At 65.9% G+C, this 20,768-nt stretch carries 21 protein-coding genes; 10 read left to right on the plus strand and 11 right to left on the minus strand.

The window, feature by feature from the left end; translation table 11 throughout:
• Positions 1–263: 263 nt before the first annotated feature.
• Both J8F10_RS30015 and J8F10_RS30020 read right to left on the minus strand, forming a co-directional pair.
• Complete coding sequence (locus J8F10_RS30015) at positions 264–2,042, minus strand: sigma-70 family RNA polymerase sigma factor (RefSeq protein WP_210660166.1); 1,779 nt, start codon at positions 2,040–2,042, stop codon at positions 264–266.
• Between the two features lie 487 nt (positions 2,043–2,529).
• Positions 2,530–3,081 carry a hypothetical protein gene (locus J8F10_RS30020; RefSeq protein ID WP_210660168.1) on the minus strand — a complete coding sequence of 184 codons (552 nt, stop codon included), beginning with the start codon at positions 3,079–3,081 and terminating at the stop codon, positions 2,530–2,532.
• Between the two features lie 269 nt (positions 3,082–3,350).
• Here J8F10_RS30020 and J8F10_RS30025 point away from each other — a divergent pair, with 269 nt between their 5' ends.
• Positions 3,351–3,572, plus strand: coding sequence for a DUF3185 domain-containing protein (locus tag J8F10_RS30025; protein WP_210660170.1), 222 nt, complete (start codon positions 3,351–3,353; stop codon positions 3,570–3,572).
• Positions 3,573–3,615: 43 nt separating this feature from the next.
• Here J8F10_RS30025 and J8F10_RS30030 read toward each other — a convergent pair whose 3' ends face one another.
• A complete protein-coding gene (locus J8F10_RS30030) occupies positions 3,616–3,945 on the minus strand; it encodes a hypothetical protein (protein ID WP_210660172.1) in 330 nt (109 codons plus the stop codon).
• Positions 3,946–4,066: 121 nt separating this feature from the next.
• On the opposite strand from J8F10_RS30030, the gene J8F10_RS30035 reads away from it, so the two are divergent.
• The 5 genes from J8F10_RS30035 (at position 4,067) to J8F10_RS30055 (ending at position 6,794) form a co-directional block, all read left to right on the plus strand.
• Complete coding sequence (locus tag J8F10_RS30035; RefSeq protein WP_210660173.1) at positions 4,067–4,912, plus strand: 50S ribosomal protein L11 methyltransferase; 846 nt, start codon at positions 4,067–4,069, stop codon at positions 4,910–4,912.
• Positions 4,913–5,144: 232 nt separating this feature from the next.
• On the plus strand, positions 5,145–5,552 hold the full coding sequence (locus J8F10_RS30040) for a hypothetical protein (RefSeq protein WP_210660175.1): 408 nt from the start codon (positions 5,145–5,147) through the stop codon (positions 5,550–5,552).
• A gap of 12 nt (positions 5,553–5,564) precedes the next feature.
• The gene (locus J8F10_RS30045) at positions 5,565–5,960 is read left to right on the plus strand and encodes a hypothetical protein (RefSeq protein ID WP_210660177.1); all 396 of its coding nucleotides are present in this window, start codon (positions 5,565–5,567) and stop codon (positions 5,958–5,960) included.
• A 16-nt stretch (positions 5,961–5,976) separates the two neighbouring features.
• Positions 5,977–6,180: a hypothetical protein gene (locus J8F10_RS30050; RefSeq protein WP_210660178.1), complete on the plus strand. Its 204-nt coding sequence runs from the start codon at positions 5,977–5,979 to the stop codon at positions 6,178–6,180.
• Positions 6,181–6,239: 59 nt separating this feature from the next.
• Positions 6,240–6,794 carry a cysteine hydrolase family protein gene (locus J8F10_RS30055; protein WP_210660180.1) on the plus strand — a complete coding sequence of 185 codons (555 nt, stop codon included), beginning with the start codon at positions 6,240–6,242 and terminating at the stop codon, positions 6,792–6,794.
• Positions 6,795–6,796: 2 nt separating this feature from the next.
• On the opposite strand, the gene J8F10_RS30060 is transcribed toward J8F10_RS30055, so the two are convergent.
• Both J8F10_RS30060 and J8F10_RS30065 read right to left on the minus strand, forming a co-directional pair.
• Positions 6,797–8,344, minus strand: a complete 1,548-nt coding sequence (locus J8F10_RS30060; RefSeq protein WP_210660182.1) for an ATP-binding response regulator — start codon at positions 8,342–8,344, stop codon at positions 6,797–6,799.
• Positions 8,337–9,845 carry an ATPase domain-containing protein gene (locus tag J8F10_RS30065; protein ID WP_210660183.1) on the minus strand — a complete coding sequence of 503 codons (1,509 nt, stop codon included), beginning with the start codon at positions 9,843–9,845 and terminating at the stop codon, positions 8,337–8,339. The genes J8F10_RS30060 and J8F10_RS30065 overlap by 8 nt, the downstream gene beginning before the upstream one ends.
• A gap of 465 nt (positions 9,846–10,310) precedes the next feature.
• Here J8F10_RS30065 and J8F10_RS30070 point away from each other — a divergent pair, with 465 nt between their 5' ends.
• Positions 10,311–11,093 carry an SDR family NAD(P)-dependent oxidoreductase gene (locus tag J8F10_RS30070; protein WP_210660184.1) on the plus strand — a complete coding sequence of 261 codons (783 nt, stop codon included), beginning with the start codon at positions 10,311–10,313 and terminating at the stop codon, positions 11,091–11,093.
• Positions 11,094–11,266: 173 nt separating this feature from the next.
• On the opposite strand, the gene J8F10_RS30075 is transcribed toward J8F10_RS30070, so the two are convergent.
• Complete coding sequence (locus J8F10_RS30075) at positions 11,267–11,932, minus strand: MarC family protein (RefSeq protein ID WP_210660185.1); 666 nt, start codon at positions 11,930–11,932, stop codon at positions 11,267–11,269.
• Between the two features lie 87 nt (positions 11,933–12,019).
• On the minus strand, positions 12,020–12,259 hold the full coding sequence (locus J8F10_RS30080) for a hypothetical protein (RefSeq protein WP_210660186.1): 240 nt from the start codon (positions 12,257–12,259) through the stop codon (positions 12,020–12,022).
• A 63-nt stretch (positions 12,260–12,322) separates the two neighbouring features.
• Here J8F10_RS30080 and J8F10_RS30085 point away from each other — a divergent pair, with 63 nt between their 5' ends.
• Positions 12,323–13,411 carry an alpha/beta hydrolase gene (locus J8F10_RS30085; protein WP_210660187.1) on the plus strand — a complete coding sequence of 363 codons (1,089 nt, stop codon included), beginning with the start codon at positions 12,323–12,325 and terminating at the stop codon, positions 13,409–13,411.
• 141 nt (positions 13,412–13,552) lie between these two features.
• Here the strand turns inward: J8F10_RS30085 and J8F10_RS30090 are convergent, their stop codons facing one another.
• The gene (locus tag J8F10_RS30090; protein WP_210660188.1) at positions 13,553–14,275 is read right to left on the minus strand and encodes a PadR family transcriptional regulator; all 723 of its coding nucleotides are present in this window, start codon (positions 14,273–14,275) and stop codon (positions 13,553–13,555) included.
• 584 nt (positions 14,276–14,859) lie between these two features.
• Here J8F10_RS30090 and J8F10_RS30095 point away from each other — a divergent pair.
• Positions 14,860–15,423, plus strand: a complete 564-nt coding sequence (locus J8F10_RS30095) for a peptidylprolyl isomerase (RefSeq protein WP_246523660.1) — start codon at positions 14,860–14,862, stop codon at positions 15,421–15,423.
• A gap of 467 nt (positions 15,424–15,890) precedes the next feature.
• Entirely contained in the window at positions 15,891–16,118 is a 228-nt protein-coding gene (locus J8F10_RS30100; protein WP_210660192.1) for a hypothetical protein, read from the plus strand.
• Positions 16,119–16,953: 835 nt separating this feature from the next.
• Here the strand turns inward: J8F10_RS30100 and J8F10_RS30105 are convergent.
• From J8F10_RS30105 to J8F10_RS30115, 3 genes are all read right to left on the minus strand, one after another.
• A complete protein-coding gene (locus J8F10_RS30105) occupies positions 16,954–17,124 on the minus strand; it encodes a hypothetical protein (RefSeq protein ID WP_210660194.1) in 171 nt (56 codons plus the stop codon).
• 74 nt (positions 17,125–17,198) lie between these two features.
• Positions 17,199–20,156 (minus strand): ATP-binding protein, encoded by a 2,958-nt coding sequence (locus J8F10_RS30110; RefSeq protein WP_210660196.1) that lies wholly within the window; start codon positions 20,154–20,156, stop codon positions 17,199–17,201.
• A gap of 25 nt (positions 20,157–20,181) precedes the next feature.
• Complete coding sequence (locus J8F10_RS30115; RefSeq protein ID WP_210660198.1) at positions 20,182–20,766, minus strand: hypothetical protein; 585 nt, start codon at positions 20,764–20,766, stop codon at positions 20,182–20,184.
• Between the last annotated feature and the right edge of the window lie 2 nt (positions 20,767–20,768).

A 20,768-nucleotide genomic window follows, 5' to 3' on the forward strand; every position in this document is an offset into this window, starting at 1 on the left:
GAATTGGGGAACGATTCTGGCCCGGCAAGTACCACCACAAATGAGTCATCGACAGCGAGGGAGGGTGTTCCGATTGCCTTGATGCCCCGCACCGACGCGAATGCGCGAACGACCGCTTTGGAGGGAAAACGAAAGAACGGTCGTTTGGCGTGGTGCAGTTGGTATCAGTGCCCGGTATCGAAGGGGCCACTCGCGCCTTTGCTCTCAGGGCGAGCCGATTCCGCCCTCACCTCGTGAAGGTGAGGGCCTCGATAACTCGACCGTCACTTCTTCGGCGTCAGCTTCCTGAGTTGCTCGACCTGTCGCTTCAACTCCTCGATCTCCGCCTTGAGTACCTCGTTCTCGCGGGTCAACGCTTCCACGCTCGTCTCCGCCCGCTTCGCGTTCTTCGCGACCTCCGCCAGCAACGCCTGTCGCTCGGCCTGGAGAGCGTGCATCCGGTCCACCAACTCGGCGTTCTGTTTCAGGAGGTCGCCGCCGGGCGGCTGGTCCTCCTTGGCCGCGGGCTTCACGTCGGCCCGCGCCCCGTCGTGGTCCACGAGCTCACCATCGGCCCGTTCGACGAACTTGCGGAACGCGCCGTCCTTCAGATCCGGCTTGAACGCTACGGTCGCCCCGTCCATCAGCGCGACCATGCGCACGTTCGAGAACGGGCCGACGAGTTTCGGGAACGGCTGCTTTGGGTCGTAAGCGATGCCGCCCGGCTTGGTCCATTCCGCCGCCGGACCGGCCTCGATCACCCCGACCGTGTTCGAGGTGCCGTCGGTGATCTCGGCGATGGTGATTCGCTCCCCCGGCTCGAACACGGTGCCCGGTCCGACGAACCCCTGGTAGTAGGTCTTCGTGCCGTTCTTCGGGTCGGTACCGGTCCGGAACACCGCGGGCATCTGCGCGAGGAGCTTCTGGTTGTTCTCCGAGTCCCACGGTTCGTCCAACTTGAACTGCTTGTACAGGGCCTCTTGTTCCAGGTACGGGAGCAGGTGGACGCGCCAGCTCAGGAGCCGTTTGCCGCCGTTGTCGGTGATGTCCCGCGGGAGGCAGCCGTTCTGGTCGTGGTACCCGTGAACGGCGATCATGATTTGCTTCAGGTTGTTCGAGCTACGCGCCCGTTGTTGGGCGTCGGCGTCCCTCACGACCGGCTTCGTATCCTTCACCGGGACCGGCCCGGCGGCCCCGCCGAGCGCGCCCCCCGGAGCGCCGGGCGGGGCGGGCACGAGCGCGGGTGTAGCGGGCGGGGCAAAGCCCCACACACCGGCGGTAACGGCGCACAGCACCGCGACGGCCGCGGCCGACAGTTTTAGAAGGGGCGTTGTCATGGTCGTCGATGCTCCTCGAGCGAGGGAGAGAACGGTTGGAGTAACGAGCCCGGGGGCGGGCGTGCCGGCGGCGAACGCGGTGGCGGCCCGTGCGGTCGAGCCAACGAAGGCAGCGGACGCGACCGGCAGGGCGATGGCGACCAGTCCCACGCCCCGGCGCGACAGCCGGTGGGCGAGAAGGGTCTTGGCCCGGGCGAGCCGGCCCGCGACCGTGCCCACGGGCCACCCGGTCCGGTGGGCCGCCTCGGCGTGGGTCAGGCCCTCGAAGAAGCACAACAGGATGGGAACTCGGTACCCCTCGGGCAGGCGGTCGATCTCGGCACAGAGCGCGCCCGCGGTATCGTCCGCAGCGGCGGGCGCGGGTGCCGGCCAGGTGTCGAGTACGGCACCTCCGACCGGCCGACGCGCGCGCTGCCGTGCGAGGCGCACCGACACACGTCGGGAGGCCCGGTAGAGCCACCCGACCACCGACCCGCGCCCGCCGAACGATTCGGCCTTGCGCGCGAGGACGAGGAACGTGGCCTGGGCGGCGTCCTCGGCCGCGTGGTGGTCCCGCAGGACGGCCCGGCACACCCGGTACACGAGGGCCGCGTGTCGCCACACGAGTAACTCGAACGCGGCCTGGTCCCGTGTCGCCGCGAACCGGGCCACGAGGTCGGCGTCGTCCGCGCGGGCCGTGGCGCTGCCGAGGACGTTCAGGTAATCGCGGATCGTCGGCGCGGTCATGCACCCTCCCACTGTGTCGTGCCCTTCCACCCGTACAAAGGCACCGCTCGGTCCGCCGCATACAAGTTTTTGCGACTTTTCTTTGTCCCGCCCGTCGCGAATCGTTCCCCCCTTGTTCTTCCCGTATTTGCGGCGTGTTAATTTGTTGAGCCACTGGAGTGGCCCGGCGCGTGCGCCGGTGTGCCTGACAACGGGACATGATTTCGGCTACAAGTACCGGGACGCTCTTACGACTTCGAGTTTCTTATCCGTGTCAATGCTCCGGCACGTACCCGGCACGCGCGATTCCTCGCGCCAGTGCTCTCCGGTGGGGAAACCAGGATAACCGGGACCGGGAGCGGAAAACGCAGCCGGCGGCACCGGCCGCATAACGCAGCCCCCGTTACCGTTTGGCCCACCCGATGTGAGCGGGGGGCAGTGCGAAGCGCCGTCGCCCAAAAGAACCCCGAACGTCACGCGATCCGGCATCCCTGCCTATCGAGAGCGGTCACACCCGAGTCGGCTCGGCCGGCTTTACCCCGGCCTTGTGCTCCAACCACGCCCGCAACTCGGCGAACCCGGACAGGTCGCTGCCGAAGACCCACGCCGAACCGTCAGTCATGTGAGCGGTACACTGCGAGCTCCCGTGCGCGAACACCGTCGCCGACTCCGATTCGGACTGCGACGGCGGGGCGGTGTTCGCGTCCATAAACCCGAGGACCGCACTCCACGGGTACACCTTCCCGTCCTCCGGGCGGCCGGGGATCACGACGAACCCTCCCTCCAGCACCACGATGCGCCCCCGCAGGTTCCGCGCGAGGTGGCTACCAAGGATGTACAGCCCACCGATCGGGAGGACGATCGGCAGGAGGACCGCGGCCCAGCCGATGTTCAGCAGGAACGCGAACGGCTCGGACACGAACGCGAGGGCGAACACGAGCCCGCCGAAGATGAGCCCCAGGCACCACCCGGCCGCCGGGAAGATGCCGACGGCCCACGACCAGAAGCTCGGGCGGACGACCCCGATGACGTTACCGAGGGTGGACGCTTCCGTTGGCAATTTGGTCGGCGATCTGATCGCCCATTCGAGTGCGGGGCCGATTGGTATTTCGCACCCGCGCGGCGGTTCTTGGGTGAAAAAACTCGTCTTCCAAATGACCCTTCGTGAACGTTCGCAACAACTTCGGGCGTGAAGATCGTGAACGAGTGCCGTTCACTCGTGGCGGAGTGGCACCGCGTTTGCTTGATTTCCGAACACGCCGGGGCCTCTGACCCGAGTGGGTCAGAGTGGGTCCCGATCAAACACTACCCAATACGGAAGAACACGCCATGCGCGCATTAGGTATCGTGCTCATCGTCGTCGGCATCCTGGCCCTGGCCGTCCCGAGCTTCACCTTCTTTACCACCGAGCGGGCCGTCGACACCAGCTTCCTGACCATCGACACCAAGAAGCCCCACACGATCGTCCTGAACCCGATCGTCGGCGTCGTCGCCGCGGTCGCTGGCATCGCACTGGTGTTTGCCGGCGGCCGCAAAACCGGAACTGTCTGAGCCGACTCTCCCGCAGCGGGGCGCCGAACGGGCGCTCCGCTGCTCACACCTCATCCAGCGCCGTTCTCCATATCCCTCGAATCCCGTCCCCCGTAACCTCCGTCTCCAGGCCGAACGCCGTCATCACGGCGTGCTGCAGGTTCTGTCCGGTCATGCCCCCGCGCAGAATTGCCTTTCGGTCGGGAATGCGACACAGTTCGTCATCCGCCCCGAGCTCCAGTTCCTCCGCTGTGGGACGGCCTTCCTTGTAGTGTTCAACCGTTGGCCGGAAGAGGACGGCGCGCAACCGCGGCCACGCAGCGGCAATCAGCGCCTGCGCCGCGCCATACGTCATGCCACTGGTGAGGACGACTTCGTTCGGTGACTCGGCCATGAATTGCGTTTTTCGAGCGATCTTCGGACGGCAGCTTCATTTTAGCCGCTGCCGGACGATTTAGCGTAAACTGGCCCTCGGTATTCCTGTCCGCCAACGCCCGAAAGGCCTTTACTCCCCGATGGACTTCTTCTCCCACCTGGAAATGCCCTCGCTGTGCCTGCGAGACGTGACGCGCACCAAGGCATTCCGATCGGCAATCGAACGCGCAGTAAATTCGGGTGACGTGGTGCTGGATGCCGGAACGGGGAGCGGCATCCTCGCGTTCTTCGCCGCCGCAGCCGGGGCCAGGAAGGTGTACGCGGTCGAAGCCAACGAAGCCCTGGCGAACCGACTGCGCGCGAACGTGGAGCTGAACGGTCTCGAAAAGGTGGTCGAGGTCATCTGTGGCGACGTCCGTTCGCTGGCACTTCCGGAGCGGGTCGACGTCGTGCTCGCGGAGATGATCGACACCTGGCTGCTGGACGAGCACCAGGTGCCCGCGCTAAATGCCCTTCGGGCGGTCGGTACCATTGATGCGAAGACGCGCATCGTCCCGCACCGGTACGAGGCGTTCATCGCGTTCGGCGAGGTGAACTTCGACTGCTACGGGTTCAAGCTGCCGTTCCCGATCCACGACTGGCCCGATCTCGACGACAACAGCGGGTGGCACCCGCTGACGTTCCGAGCGATCACTCAGACTGCGAAGGTGTTCGACGCGGACTTTAACGACCTCATCGACCCCGAGTTCGAGGTGGCGGTGAGCGTTGTGCCGACGACCAGCGGGGTCATCAATGCCGTTCGCATCTCGGGCCTGGCGCACCTGGGCGAGCGCGTCTCGCTGCGCGACACACTGGCGTTCAACGGGAACAAGATTCTGCCCATCGCCGAGATCCCCGTGACGGCGGGCCAGGCCGTGACGTTTCGGATTTGCGGGTACCGGGGCGGATCGAAGGACCGTGGTGTGCTGACGATTAACCGGGACTGAGGTGACCGTCGGAGATTCAGCAGTACCGCGCGGGTTCTTCTCGAACTGAGTGTGTAAACTGGTCGGGGGAACGCCGCCGTCGAAGCGGAGGGTGCTGGAGCGGGCGATGTGCCGCGGCCCCGCACCACACCGGTCGGATTGGATGCGTGTCCGGTCGAGCCGGTGCTCGCAAGGCGGCCGTGCCCGCGGGGTGGTACCCGTGGGCGGCCCGGCTCACGTCGGAGGGCGGCGCGTGACGAGAGTCGATCCGACGCGGGTCCGCTGGCCGGTCCCGTGGCGGCCCCTGACCGACGAGAACGAGGCTCTGGCGTTCGGCCGGGCCATGAGCCCGAACGTCGCCCCCACCGTCCTGGCCGAGTTGCGGCGGGAGGTGTGCGATCGGCACCCGCTCGCCGGGGCCGCGTGCCGACCGATCGCCTGGGAGAGTTGGAGCAAGAAGGACTTCCTGTTCCTGACCGACCGCCCGGGCCTGCCGGTCGTCCTGGTCCACTTCACCTGGCACGTCGAGCCGAACCCGGAGTGGCCGTTCGTCGTCGGGTATTCGAGCTTGAGAGACTTCTTCCGCCGGGAGCGGAGCTGGGCCGCGGAAGCCCGGGTCTGCCTCCAGCGCGGGTGGGCCGACTTCATTGGCGGATGGTAGCGAGGGAGCCGAATGGGGAATCGACTCGACTGGCACGACGACTTCGAGGCGACCATCCGCATCTTCACCCGGAAGGAAGGAGGGCGGCGAACCCCTCCGTTCAACGGCATCCGGTGGGACTTCGCCCACGCCGAGGACGGCCCGAACCCGCCGAGCCTGTACATGATCTGGCCGGATTTCATCGGGACCGACGGAAAGAGCCTTCCGAACGACCAACCGCTACCCGTGGACATCGAGCTGCCCGCGCGGATGACGATCCTGATGGACGAGATGCGGGTCGAGGTACACCGGGGCCGCATTACCCCGGGCGTGCGGTTCTTCTGCCACGAGGGGCCGCAGCGCGTGGCCGAGGGCGTCGTCACCCGGGTCACCGGGCTGTTCGTCCCGCGTGAGGGGGCGATCGAATAACCCGGGGGGATAGAGGATGAACCGGTTCGAGGTCGCCAATCTGACCTGCCTCGCGGTCCTGGTGGCTGCCGCGATCGCCGGGGCGACCGCCGGCGGGTGGCCCTGGTGGGCCACTCTCCTCGCCGCCGCCGGGGCGTTCTTTGGTGGCGGACTGTTGGTCGAGCGTATCGTCCCCGGCACCCGGCTGCTCCGGTGGCTGGGTTGGGGCGGTCCCGAATAAGAGGAGCCCCGAAGCCTTCACACTATAACGGTAAGGGTAACGACCGACGGGGGGCGAACATGCCGAAGCGCGCACTGGTCCTGATCGACATCCAGCACGACTACTTTCCCGGCGGGAAGTGGACCCTCAGCGGGATCGACACCGCCGCCGATAACGCGGCGAAGGTGTTAGCCGCCGCCCGCAAGACGGGCGACCTGGTGGTCCACGTCCGGCACGAGTTCCCCTCCGCGGACGCCCCGTTCTTTACACCGGGATCGGCGGGCGCGCAGATCCACCCGAAGGTACGGAACCTCGACGGCGAGCCGGTGGTCCTGAAGCACCACGTTAACTCGTTTCGCGAGACGGACCTGAAGGCGATCTTGGACCGACACGGGGTCGAGGAGGTGGTGATTTGCGGGGCGATGAGCCACATGTGTGTGGACGCCGGCACGCGGGCGGCGAGCGATCTCGGCTACAAGTGCGTGGTCGTACACGACGCCTGCGCCACCCGCGACCAGGAGTTCTCGGGTGCGGTCGTTCCGGCCGCCCAGGTGCACGCCGCGTTCATGGCGGCCCTGCAGTTCGGGTACGCCAAGTTGGTCTCCGCGGACGAGTACGTCGCGGCCGCGCCCTGACGTCAGGGGCCGCCGTTTTGGAGAAGCGCGGCGAGCAGGGCGAGGTCCGCCGGCTTGGTCAGGTGGTGGTCGAACCCGGCTTCGTGAGTCCGGCGCCGGTCCTCCTCCTGCCCGTACCCGGTCAGGGCCACCATGATTATCTCCCGGCCGAACGGCTCCGCCCGCATGCGCCCGGCCAGCTCGTACCCGTTCATCCCCGGCAGCCCGATGTCGAGCACCGCCACCTCGGGCTTCAGCCGGGCGGCGATCTCCAGCCCCTGCGGCCCGCTCCGGGCGACCTCCACCCGGTGCCCGGTCATCTCCAGCAGGGTGGCGAGGCTGTCCCCCGCGTCCGGGTTGTCGTCCACGATCAGGACGCGCCGCGGCACCACCCGTTCGGCGGGCGCCCCTTGTGGCGCGCCGTTTTCCTCGCGCCGCGCGAGCTTCGGCAGCCGGACGGTGAACTCGCTCCCCTCGCCCGGCCCGGCGCTCGCGGCCGACACCGTGCCGCCGTGCAGTTCCACCAGGCTCTTGACCAGGGTCAGCCCGATCCCCAGTCCGCCGTCGGACCGGTCGAGGGTCCGCCCCACCTGGGTGAACAGGTCGAACACCCGCGGTAGCATCTCCGCCGGGATGCCGAGGCCCGTGTCCCGCACCCGGACGATCGCCACCCCGTCCTCTTCCAGAATCAGGTCGATGCGGCCCCCCTCGTCGCTGTACTTGGCCGCGTTGGTGAGCAGGTTCCCGACCACCTGGGCCAGCCGCGTCGGGTCGGCCGACACCATCACGGGTCGGCCGGGCTGGGTCACGACGAGCCGGTGGCGGCGGGCGTCGATCAGCGGGCGGGCGGCCTCGGCGGCGCGGGCCAGGACCGCGTTCAGGTCCACGGCTTCCAGCCGCAGCTCCACCTTCCCGCGGGTGATCCGGGACACGTCCAAGAGGTCATCGACCAGGCGCCCGAGGTGGTCCACCTGACGAGACATCATGCCGTGCGTCCGCCGAACCACCGCGCGGTCCCCGTCCGCCATTTGGAGGATCGCCAGCCCGTTGCGTATGGGCGCGAGCGGGTTGCGCAGCTCGTGGGCGAGCATGGCGAGGAACTCGTCCTTGCGGCGGTCGGCGTCCCGCAACTCCTCGGCCTGCCGCGTCTGCTCGGCAATGTACCCGCGCACCTGGTACTGCCGCCGACGGTCGCGGAGCGCGGACCGGACCGCGTTGAGGAACTCGGCCGCCTCCAGCGGGCGCTTGAGAAGTGTGACGTCGCCCAGGTCGAGCAGCGCCTTGACGCGCGCCGTCGCGGTCGGGCCGGCGGCCGTGAGTATCAGGATCGGCAGGTTCGACCACGGCGGCTGGTCGCGGATCGCGGTTTTGAGCGCCCCGTCCCCGTCCCCGATCGCGGCCTCCTCGGGCACGACCACGGCCCCGGCGCCGTCCGGAACCAGGCGGCACAATTCGGCCAGGGACGCGCAGGCGTGGCACACCAGCCCGGCCCCGGTCATGAGGGTCAGCCCGGCGGTCGCGTCTCTCTTAGTGGGGGCGAGGAACAGCACCCGCTCGTCGGTGTCAGACATTCGCCGGCCCCATCAGCGTGTCCGTCTCGCCGCCGTAGGTCGGCGTCCCCATCAACACCCCGCGGAACTCCTTGAGCGGCTCGCCCACGCGGATGCCGCCGTCCAGCTTCATCTCGCGGATGGTCCGTTCGTGCATGCCGCTTCGCTTCTTCACCACCGAGACGGCCTGCCGCACCTCGCCGGCCGCCTCGAAGTACCGGAACAGGACGACGGTGTCGGCCAGGTACGTGGTGTCCACCGGGCTCTGCATGCTCCCGATCATGCCGTGCTGGGCGAGGACGAGGAACGTGACGACGCCCTTGTGCCCGAGGTACGTGAGCAGTTCGTGCATCTGGACCGTGAGGAACTCCTCCTCCGGCATGGAGTGCAGGTACCCGTTCAGGCTGTCGATGACGACGACCTTGGCCGGGGCGTGCCCGTCCCCCCCGTCCACCGCCCGGCGGACCCCGGCGGCGAACTCGCCGGGGGACATCTCGGCCGGGTCCACTTGCTGGAGGGTGAGCGTCTTGTCCTTGATCTGCGCGGTCAGATCCATGCCCAACCCGGTCGCCCGGCGGAGCAGCACCTCGGCCCGCTCGTCGAACGTGAATAGGGCGGCCCGGTCACCCTTCGTCGCGGCGGCGCGGGCATAGTTGATGGCGACCGACGACTTGCCGCACCCGGCCGGGCCGACGAGGAGCACGCTGGTGCCGAAGTCGATCCCGCCGCCGAGCATGCGGTCGAATTCCGGCACGCCCCCGGTGAGCACGGCTTGCTCCCGGTTCTCGACGTGCTCGGCGGCGATCAACCGAGGGAACACGTCGAGCCCGCCGGTGGCGATGTTGAAGTCGTGGTACCCGCCGCGGAACTTCTGCCCGCGGAGTTTGGCCACCCGCAGCCGCCGGCGCTCGGCCCCGTACTGAGGGGACAGGTGCTCGAGGCTGATGACCCCGTGGGCGATGCTGTGGAGCTGCAGGTCGCCGGCCGACGAGGTGTTGTCGTCGAGCAGCAGCACCGTGCATTCGCGGCCGGTGAAGAACTGCTTGAGCGCGAGGATCTGGCGGCGGTACCGGAGCGAGCTCTGGGCAAGGAGGCGGAGTTCGGACAGGGAGTCGATGACCACCCGCCGGGGCTTGACCCGCTCGACCTCGGCAAGGACGGCTTTGGTGGTCTGGCCGAGCTCGACGTCGGCCGGCTGGAACATGGTGTGCTGGTTGTCCGGTTCCAGATCGGCCTCGGACGCGGCCAACTCGACGATCTCGATGCCGTCGAGGGACCACCCATGGGACTCGGCCACGTCAATGAGTTCGGCCTTCGATTCGGACAGCGTCACGTACAAGCACGGCTCTTTTCGGCGCACGCCTTCAAAGAGGTACTGGAGCGCTAGGGTGGTCTTTCCCGAACCGGGATTGCCCTCGATCAGGTAGAGGCGATTGGTGGTGATCCCGCCGCCCAGAACGTTATCCAGACCGGCGATGCCGGTGGCGGAAAGGCGCGACGAGCGTTTAGGCGAGCCGTCCATTGGAACCGCAACCTCGAGTCAAGGCAGTAGTTCCGGCCCGGAATACCTCCCCGGCACCACGCCCAGATAAATGGAACCGGTTTCGGCCACAAGAGGTGGCTCCCCGGACGGCTGGGTAAATTTGCAAGTCGTGTGCCAAACGGCAAGTCGCCGCCCTTCGCCTCGTCCCGTGCGAGTTGGTGGGGTGAGCCGCGATCCGAGCGACTGGTCCCGCCTTTTTCAGGCGAACTCGATGTCCTTGCCCGCAGCGCCAGCGAATAATTGGTCCCACAGCGTTCGGCAGGTCGCCTGTGTCGGTCTGGTCGTTGAAGGTGCCATCGGTGTGGATCTCGGTGCGGTTCGTCGCGACGGCAGAATGCCCCAACTCAACCGCTCGCGCAAGGGCTCCGATAAAGGCGGTGCAACAACCGCTCCGTAAGATCTTCGACATCGCCTCGAACACACTTCGACCTGCGGAGGCCGAACATGGACTTGCAACTCAAGGGGAAGACTGCCGTTGTCACGGGGTCAACGGCGGGGATCGGTCTGTCGATCGCCGAAGAACTCGCCCGCGAGGGGGTGAAGGTGTTCGTCGCCGGGCGCACCCAACCGAAGATCGACGAGGCGCTCAATGTGGTACGGAAGGCAGGTGACGCCGAAGGGGTCGTCGCCGACGCGGGCACGGCCGAGGGGTGCGCGGCCCTCATCAAGCGGGTGCCGAAGGTGGACGTCCTGGTGAACAACCTGGGCATCTACGAGGCGAAGCCGTTCGCCGAGATCCCGGACGAGGACTGGCTGAAACTGTTCCAGGTGAACGTGATGAGCGGGGTGCGGCTGTCCCGCCACTACTTCCCGCAGATGCTGGCATCGGGGTGGGGGCGGGTGATCTTCGTGGCCAGCGAGTCGGGTGTGATGACCCCGCCCGAGATGATCCACTACGGGATGACGAAGTCGAGCCAACTGGCCCTCTGCCGCGGGATGGCGGAGCTGACCAAGGGGACGCAGGTGACGGTCAACACGGTCCTCCCCGGGCCGACGATGTCGGAGGGGATCGTCGACTTCCTCAAGTCGGTGTCACCTCACGCGAAGGACGCGGCCGAGGCGGAGGCCGAGTTCTTCCGCGTGCACCGCTCCTCGTCGCTGCTCCAGCGGTTGATCGACCCGGCGGAGATCGCTCACATGGTCGCGTACCTGGCCAGCCCGCTGTCGGCCGCGACCAATGGTGCGGCGTTGCGAGTCGAGGGCGGGTTGCTCCGGTCGATCGTCTGAGCCGCGGCGCCAGTCGCTGACCACACGTCCGGTAAGTCGGGGGCCGAAATGAAGCCCCGGGCGAGCGCCTGACCCTGTGCGTCGGCGACCTGAACCGGGCCGTGCGGTTCTATCGCGCCCCTCCTGACCACGTCCGAGCAAGTTGCGGCCGCATCGAGGCCGTGTGCCGGGCGTCACTTCGTGTTTTGCGCCGCGATCAGTTCCGAGAGCCCGAGCCAGAATATCTGGACGCCAATGCAGAACAGGATGAACGCGAACAGCCGCATCGCGACCTGGGAGCCCACGGCCCCGAGGAGCCGCTCCACGTTGGCGGCGAACCGCACGCACAAGTAGATACTGGCGCAGAGGACCAACAGCGCGGTGCTCACGGCGGCGGCGTGGACGGGCGTCGGGCCTTCGCGCGGGAACCCGGTTGCAAGAGCGATCGCGACGGCGATGGAGCCGGGGCCGACGGTAATGGGCAGGGTCAGCGGGTAGAACGCCTGGACGCCGAGCGACTCGCTGCCCGAGGGGTCCGCGCGGGGCGGTTCGTGCCCCTTCTTGTCGTCGTGCGGCGAGTGCAGCAACTTCCACCCGGCGCTGCCGATGATGATCCCGCCCGCGACGCGCAGGACGGGAATGGAGATCCCGAAGAAGGCCAGCACGTAGGCCCCGACCGAGAGCGATGCGAGCAGGATGACGAAGCTGTTGAACGAGATCCGCCGGGCCAGTTCGGCGCGCTGCGCGGGCGCCGCGTTCGGGACCAGGCTCAGGATGATGAACCCGGCGGCCGGCGGGTTGATGATCGGGAACAGGCCGGCGACGAGCAGAAGTACGGTGGAACTGAAGTCGTGCAACACGGATCGTCCTTTCGTGCCGAACGCGGTAGGAAAGGGCTGCCGGCGGGCAGCTTCCGCTTCGAGCCTCGGTGATACAGCGGTGAGGTTTTAGTGGAACGTGTCGCCGTGGGCGATGACGGCCCGCTTGCGGTGCCGGAACGTGCCGTACAGCGCCCCGGTGGTGTTTCGGGTCCGCGTCGAGCAGGCGCGGGCTGCCGCGGCCGGGGATACGCGCGGCGACGACCCGGTGACGGAGACGCGGGCGTTCGGTAGCGGTGGCCGGAGGTCCTGCTGATCCGAGGTACATAGCGGTGCAAATCGGAGCGGAATCGGGTAAATAATACGCACCACGCCGCTCAACCGAGCACCGCCAAGAGCGCCCGCCACAAGACAGAAACAACGAGGGATCTCATGTTCAAGCTGCGGACGGCCGTTTTAATTGCCACTCTCGCCTGCTCCAGCTCGGCGACCGCGCAGCCCGTGCGCAAGTACGACGACAAGGGTGCCCCGCCGTTCAAGGTGCTGAAGGAGGGCGAGAACCCGCCGATCGACGCCTACGACAACTTCGTCATCGGGCCGAAGTACGTGCCCGCGCCGGAGCGCAAGAAGGTCGAAGGCGTTCCCGAGGGGAAGGTCGAACAGTTCGAGATCGACTCGAAGGACACCAAGCTGTTCAACCCCGGCATCGCCCGCAAGGTGTTCGGGAAGGTCGACCCGAAGAACCCGAAGGCGCTGATCGTCGAGACGCACGCCATCGACTACAAGCGCAAGGTCGGAGTTTACATTCCCGCTCAATACAAGGAAGGCACCGAAGCGCCGTTCATGGTGGTCCACGACGGCCCCGGGCTGGGCATGAGGACCGTCCTCGACAACCTGATCGCTCAGAAGCGCATTCCCCCCCTCGTCGTCATCTCCATCGCTAACGGCGGGGGCGACGCCCAGGGGCACGAGCGCGGGAAAGAATACGACAACATGAACGGCGACTACGCCGAGTACATCGAAACGGAAGTGTTGCCGCGCGTGGAGAAGGCCTGCAAAGTGAAGCTGACCAAAGACCCCGACGGCCGCGCGGCGATGGGCAACAGTTCCGGGGGCTCGGCCGCGCTCATCATGGCCTGGTTCCGCACCGACCTGTACCACCGCGTGCTGACCACGTCGGGCACGTTCGTGAACCAGGCGTGGCCGTTCGACCCCAAGTTCCCCGACGGCGCCTGGGGGTTCCACGAGGCGCTCGTTCCCAAGAGCGCCAAGAAGCCCATCCGTATCTTCCTCTCCGTCGGCGACAAAGATTTGCTCAACCCCAACGTGATGCGCGACGACATGCACGACTGGGTGGAGGCCAACCACCGCATGGCCAGGGTGCTCAAGGACAAGGGGTACGAGTACCAGTACCTGTTCTGCCAGGGGGCGGGGCACGGCATCGGCAACGCCCAGTCGCAGTTCCTCCCGCACGCCATCGAGTGGGTGTGGAAGGGGTACGCCCCGAAGAAGGACAAGTAGCCGACGGACCGGTGCTAAAGCCGCGAACCGTGCGTGCTCTGCCTGGTCCACTTTCGGAACGGAGCCGGTTGTTCGGCGGGTTCCGGTTGAGGACGGAGCCGGGTGGGGCATGTCATCCGGCCCCGGGTCCGCAGCGGAGCGTCAGCTCCGCTCGATCTCGCCGGCGGCGCGGTCGAGTGCGGCGGTGATAGCGTTCAGTGCCTCCGTCGTCAGCGGCCCCTTGCCGAGCCGGACCTGGAGAGCGGCCCGCAAGTTGCTCATGGCGCGCATCAACTCGGGAGCCGGTGCCCCGCCGAACCGCGTGTTGGCCTCGGCGAGCCGGGCCTTGGCCGCCTGAATGTCGGCCGCGTGGGACTCCACCTCGGCTTTCCCCTCATCCGTCAGCCGGTACAGCTTCTTCGGCCCCTGTGCTTCACTGGCGATCAGCCCGGTCTCTTCCAGCAGGGTGAGGGTGGGGTAGATGACACCGGGGCTCGGGGTGTAGTGCCCGCTCAGCGCGTCGGCGATGGCCTTGATGATCTCGTACCCGTGCCGGGGCTGGGCCGCGATCAGATCCAGAGTGAGCCAGCGCAGGTCGCCTTGCTCGAGCGGGCGGCCGGCGGGGCCGCGCCCCCGGTGCCCGCCGGCCCAACCGAACCCCCAACCTTCCCGGCCGCGCCCGCCGTGACCGTGACGCCCCATCTCGTTGCCTCCGTCCTCGAACAGTGTGAAGTCCGACCCCTCATCGGCATCCGGTTCCGGGCGCCCGTCCGGACCGTGCCGGTGCCCGAAGTGCCGCCCGCCCCGTCCCCGGCAGTGAGCCGCCATCGTGGCCAGGATCCGGGGATCGCCGCCACCGCGTCCATGTTTGAAATAGCCGAACATTCGCAAACCTCCATCTTGGGAAAGGGCACCGCGAGTCGCGGCCCTAAACACTCGCTTATGAACGGTTCGTCAGAGGCCATTCGCAAGCAGTCTGAGTGCGTACTTAGATATATCGCAAATCGGCCTTTGAGGGCAAGTTCGATATATCAAATGCGATCGATTTTCTCCGCATGAGTGACGCAAGATCAGATTTTGAAAAGGCTTGTGGTGATGAATTTCATTCGGATTGGAGGAGGAGTTGTGCCAGCGCCTTCAGACCGTGCGGTTGCTCTGTTGAAACCTTGTGAACGGCGCGGCGTAAGCCCGCCGGTAGCGGCTAAAACTACCGGCGGACTTACGCCGCGCCGTTCGCTCGCACCATGATTTCAACGCCTTCAGACCGAGCGGTGGAACGGCGATCTTGTATTCCCTCTTGCAAACCGCTAATTTCCTCATCTGATTTTTCAATGGAGACCGTGATGACTCACCGACCCGTGATTCTCCTGCGCGGAGTCTTTCTGTTGGCCGGCCTTGCGGTTCTGCCCGCGTGCTCAATGAGCAGGCCGGACGCCGAAAACAGTCAACCCATAACCCCCGAGCGAGTGATGCCAGCAGCCGACGATTACAAGCCCTTCCACGCCGTGGACCCCAAGAATCCCAAGGTGTTCTTCGAGATGACCATCGACGGCAAGGCGGCGGGGCGGATCGAGATGGAACTGTTCGCCGACACGTGCCCCAAGACCGCCGAGAACTTCCTGCAACTGTGCGTCGGCACCAAGAGCAAGACGGGGAAGGTGCTGGCCTTCAAAGACTCGTCGTTCCACCGCGTGATCCCGGATTTCATGTGTCAAGGGGGTGACTTCACCCGTGGGGACGGCACGGGCGGCGAGTCGATCTACGGCGGAAAGTTCGACGACGAAACCTTCAAGGGCAAGGCCGGCAAGCACTTCGGCCCCGGTACCCTTTCGATGGCGAATGCGGGACCGAACACGAACGGCTCTCAGTTCTTCCTCTGCACCGCCGCAACGCCACACCTCGACGGCAAGCACGTCGTGTTCGGACAGGTCGTGAAGGGTTACGACGTGGTCAAGAAGATTGAAGCCGTTGGTTCGCGGAGCGGGAAGACGTCGGCCAAGGTCACCATCAGCGATTGTGGGAAGGTCGAGTAGTTGCGCTGTGTACGGTGGACCTGCACGCGACGGTGAAGCCGCGACGCCCAATATGGCTCGCGGCCGCCCTCGATAATTGGTTCGCAGATAAGTCTTTTGCTGGAGCGCATTACCGGGGGGGGGATCGGACGGCGCGGCAATTCTGGAATTTGCCGCTTTTGGTTCGTTAGTAATCACCCCGAGTGTTACGCGCTCCAAGTTCGGCCGGCGCTCACCTCGGCCTCAACAAGCACCGGATCAATGCGCGGAGCGACGGCTTCGTCCACGCACTTGCGAAGCCACTCTGCCACCCGGTCCCAGTCCCCTCCCGGGCCTGCGACACGATCTTGTCGTCACAGAAGATGACCTGCTCTCGTGGAGGCGGGGCGTGGGGGAGGCCGGAGAAAAGTCCGCGGCCATCGAGGTTGACGGCCCCCGCTCTCGTTCCTAATCTTCTTTCTTCTTCGGCAGAATGGAGGTCCGAGACGATGACGTTCGCGGAGGCAGTGGCGGAGTTATGGACCAAACATCCCAAGGCGGACCTGAGCCCGTCGGTCAAACGGGGCCAGGCGTTCACCCGCGCGGCCCGGGTCGATTTCAAGAAGGACAAGGGCGGAATGTACGTCGGGCGCGACACCGACGGGACGGAAGTGCTCGTGTACTTCAACGATGACGCCAAGGTCATCGCTTGTACCGAGATCGAGCCCGACGAGTGACGATTCCGGGGCGGCGAGTTTTCGACCGTTCCTCTCGTCTCGCGCCCCCACCGCGGCGATCCCGCTCTTCGGTGGCGTCGCCGCCCTACTTCTCTTCTGTTGGCGGTGCTTCCTTATGAGCGGCCCCAGTTGCCACCGCGCTAGCTTTCGTGCGTGATCTCCCGGTTACTCGTTCACGAACGCGCCTTCGGCCGGGGCGAGGGGTTCATACCTCGGTTCGACCGGAAGCGGGGACGGTTCCGGGACGGATTCCTAGCTCAGAGAGCCGCTTCGGGCCGAACTCGGTGTTTCGGAACGTAGGGCTGACGGGGCACGTGGTGCGACCTTTCCGGGACGCTCCGTATGGCCCGGAGGAGCCTGGGTTGCGGGCCGCACGATCCGACGTCGGACAGGTACGCTGGAAATGGCGTTCGGCAAAGGATTTACGAATGAGTGGGTCCGGTGGGAGTCGAACCCACTTCCAAGGTGTTATGAGCCGAGAGACTGACCCTATCGAAAACGCCGAAATCATCAGGGATATTGAGTTTTACACTATTTGCTTAGGTTTGCAAGTCACGACACCCACTGCGTGAAAACGCATGGAATTGGAGTACTCCGACAGGTTATGGCGTAGTTGTGGCGTAGAGCCTCAGTCGTCCTCGGCCCTGCGCCACGCACGTTACCGTCCGGCCGTTGCAGCCGGTTGCAGTGAACCGTTTCGGAGCCAGACACGGTCAGCCCTAAGATGAGATTGGTGACAGCTCGGGCCGGCAAACAATACCGTTGTTGCTGAGCGATTCTCCCTGGGGCTTGGCGCTGACCATTTGCTCGCGGAGGCCAACGAGGTGAGCCGCCATCACCTCATCCATTGACACTTCTCGCTTGTCCACCCACGCCATCGTTGCGGCCAGTCGAAATCGGAGTCCGCGGTCTCCAGCAGGTACAAGCCGGGCGACTGCTGCTTGAGTGCCAGCAGCGCGGCATACGGAATACTCGTGACCGGGTTACGTAAGGTGTCGAGCAGCATCGTGCTCCTCTGGGCGTTAAGAGACGTCTGCGGTCGCTTCCCGAATGGACACCTATCCGATCACCGGGTTCGGCTCAGGTGACTGAAACGTTGTCATCGAGCCCGAGTTCCTTGAGCCCGGTGCGGGTGTCGTCGGCCTTCGACTGCGCTTGCTCGCGGTCCACGGTGGCCTCGAACGATACCTCGAGTTTCAGCTCCGAAGAGCCAGCGAAGCGGGTGAGCACCTTGGTGTAGAAGTTCATCCACTTCTGAGTCGGGACGGGTCCGCGCCAACGGATTTTTAGCTTGGCGGGAAGTTCCTCGACCGTTTCTTCCCCGTTACTCGTCTCGGGTTTCTGTTGGGGAGCCTCCACGCGAACTTCAACGCTTGCCTGTTGCCCGTTTGCCTCCGCGCGGACGGCGTGCAGCCCACTCACGGCCCCGGCTGTAAAGACACCTTCGGAAGTGATCGAGCCGCCCGTCGCCGACCACATGACAAGCGCAAGCGGGTGCGGCTGACCGTACTGGTCTTGGGCGGAACAGGTGAATGCCACTTGCTCGCCCGCCTTGATCCGAGAGTGTTCCGGCCGAACACTCAGGCTCGCCAACTGTGGCGGCTCTTTCAGCTTCACCGCGTCTGTAGCTTTTAAGATGAACACGTCGTCCGAAATTTCGACTTCCGCTTCCAGCATGCTCTCTTGGAAGCGTTGGAGTTTCAGCCGGCCGTCGGCATTCTTCGTCGCGTACCCGAGGTCGCCTCTCGTCACCCCGTCCGCGATGGTCCGCTTGATTGCATCGGGGTTGAGCAGCCGAGGCAACTGCGGGGACGAGTAGAATGCGTCTCTGGCGCCCTTCGTCGGCCACTCGGTGAGCGACGAAGGCCAGAACTTGACCAGACGGGCCGGCCCGACCGTGGCCGTGATCTCGTCATTCTTTTCCAGTTCCCAGAGGATCAGTTCGGTGATGCTCCCGGCCGAACTGGACGTGATCTGCCCGAGGTCGAGGCCCCGTAGCGCGTTGTCTTTGCCCAACAGGAAGACGTGCCGGTAAGCGCGGAATAGAGTCTCGTCTGCCGCCCGCCTAGCGTTGTCCAAGTTCCGCTGAAGCAGCTTCCGCTGCGCGTCGTCCAACCGCTTCTTGGTGTCCTCGTCATCGTCGATGTCCTCCCACGCGAGCGCGTCCCGAACCGTCGTGCGGACGTTATCGGCCGTGTCCGGTGCAGCGAATAGGAGCGCCGATTTGAAGGTCCGCCCACTCGATCCGCAGTCCCGAACAATTGCCTCCATCAGGTCCATTGTTTTCTTGTCGCTCGCGTTTGTTTCGAGGCCCATTACGACTAACGTCAGCGCCGCCCGGTTGGGCACGTCGTTGGTCCGCGCCGGCCAGTACTTCCGGTCCACATACTTCGATGATTCCCCGGTCTGCTTGTCGAACAGCTTCTGCGTCTGCTGTCGGACGCGCTCGTCCACGCTCTTCGGCTGCACCGCGCCGCGGCGGCTCACGAGGATTTGGTTCAGGTTCGGGGTCAGCCCGAACCGGAACCGGTTCTTGTCCGAGTTCAGGTAGTAGCAGGTGGCGGTCAGCCCTTCGAGCACGCCCTCCAAGTCGGCCAAGTTCGCGTCCGGGCCGAACGCGGCGGTTCGGATCTCCGGTACCGACGCGTCCGCCTTCCCCTGGCTCATCCCGCCGTTGGACTCGAAGAAGATGGTCGTCGCCACCTTCCGGTGCAACTGAGCCTTCTTCACTCCGTCGTCGGCCTCCTTGTCCAGTCGCAGGGCGTGCGCGTCGCTCTTGCCGATGATGTCGGTCGCCACCGGTACCTCGAGCGCGTCGCTGCCGAGCTGCTCGAACAGCGCCGCCCGGAAGACCGGGTTATTGAGCGGCGCCAGGCCCAGCGTGATGAGCGGTTCGCGGGTCGCCTTGCGGTGCTCGTCCTGGTGGTTGTGCGCCACCCACAGCGCCAGCAGGCGCAGTACGCCGCGGGTACGCTGGAACCGCGGTAGGCTGGCCCACTTGCGCTCGAACACCGACAGCACCGACGGGTGGAACGGGTACGCGGCGAGGAACCGGCTCTGGACCGTTTCCGGGTCGATACCAGCCAGCTCTTGCGCGTGCTCGATCGCCCACTCGGTGTACGCCGCGGCCGTCTTTCGCGCCTCGTCCTGCGAGCCCGAGGACTCGAACAGCCGGCGGCGAATGATCTCGCCGATCTCGGTGTCGGCCGACATCATGATCGCCTTGCCCAGGCGGTCGAGCATCTTCTTGAACCGCGCCTCGTCGGCCGCGTCCGCGGGCGTGTACTCCAGGTCCGACGCGGGGATCGACACCACCACCGCCACGTTCTTCTCGCCCCGCGCCGTCTCCGCCAGGCAGTCGAGGAAGTTGTACAGCCGGTCGCCGTACCCCTTCGCCCGGTACGTGCTCGCGTAGCTGATGATCTCGTCCATCAGGATGAGGGCCGGCCGGTCCTTTGGGAGCATGGCTCGGATCGCGTCCCCCTTCGGCTCGATAAACTCCTTCTCGTGCTTCTCGACCACCGCGAACGACTTCGCGCCGCCGAGCTGCCACGCGATCTCGCCCCACGGGGTGAACCGCCGCGGTTCTCCTTCGCCACCGCGGCCGTTGAGCGAGTCGAACTCTTTGCCCATAAACACCGCGACTGCAGCTTCGGGTACGCTCTTGATGTTGGCGGTTGCGGTGATGCTATCTACGCCCTTCCACTTGTTCGCCTTCGCCCCATTCTTGGCGAGGTGATACAGTGCGGTGAGGGAGTGGGATTTGCCGCCACCGAACTGCGTGGACATGTTGAACACGGCCGACGTCTCGACCTGGAGGCCCGACAGTCGGCGGGCTACTTGTGACGCCAGATCGAGAAGGCTGCCCGTCACGTAGGTACGGTCGAAGAACCGTTGCGGGTCCGTGTAATCCTTGCCCGCCCGGCCGTCGCGGATCTGGTCGAGGTGGACGGCGAACTCCGAGGCGTCCAGCGGGCGGTTCTCCCGCAGGTCCTCGCGCAACTCGACCACGTCATACCAAGGTTTCAGTTTCGCCATAAGAGTTCACCGGGGCGAGGGCGCTTCACACCTTATGGAAGCGGCCAAGATTAGTGTCCAGCATCCAGAACTTGAAGTACCCGTCCGGGAAGGTCGCGCCCTCCCCGCGGTTACCGACGGCGACCACAGTTTCGCCCTTGAGCGCGGCACGCTGGTCGGGCGGAATGGTTCCGATCACGTCGGCGCAGACGTCGTGGACGAGTTTCCGGCCCTGCTCCCAGTCCGGGCGGTATGCGAACACGACCCGGAACCGTGCCCGCAGGCAGAGTACCTTCCACAGCGAGTACGCGACACGATCGTCGGCCTTGCTGTTCTCCAACTCGAATGCCGCGAGCGGGAACGGCCAGCGCCCCGCCGACGCACTCACGAACGCCATCGCATCGATACCCAGGTACTCCTGGCCCATCTGCGGGAGCAGGTCGAGCGGGTGCCCCTTGCCCGCGGCGTGCCAACCGAGGGCCTCGCACGACCTCACTACGGCGCCAGTTAAACACGCGGTCCAGTCCATGAGGTGACCGGACGTGGCGGCGTCCTTTAGCGGCGCGGCGACGGACGGCTTCTGCAGGTGCTGCAGAAACGCATCCTTCCAGGGTTGGAACTGCTCGGCCATCG

Origin of the sequence: Gemmata palustris (assembly GCF_017939745.1) — a bacterium.
In the GTDB taxonomy this organism is placed as follows: domain Bacteria; phylum Planctomycetota; class Planctomycetia; order Gemmatales; family Gemmataceae; genus Gemmata; species Gemmata palustris.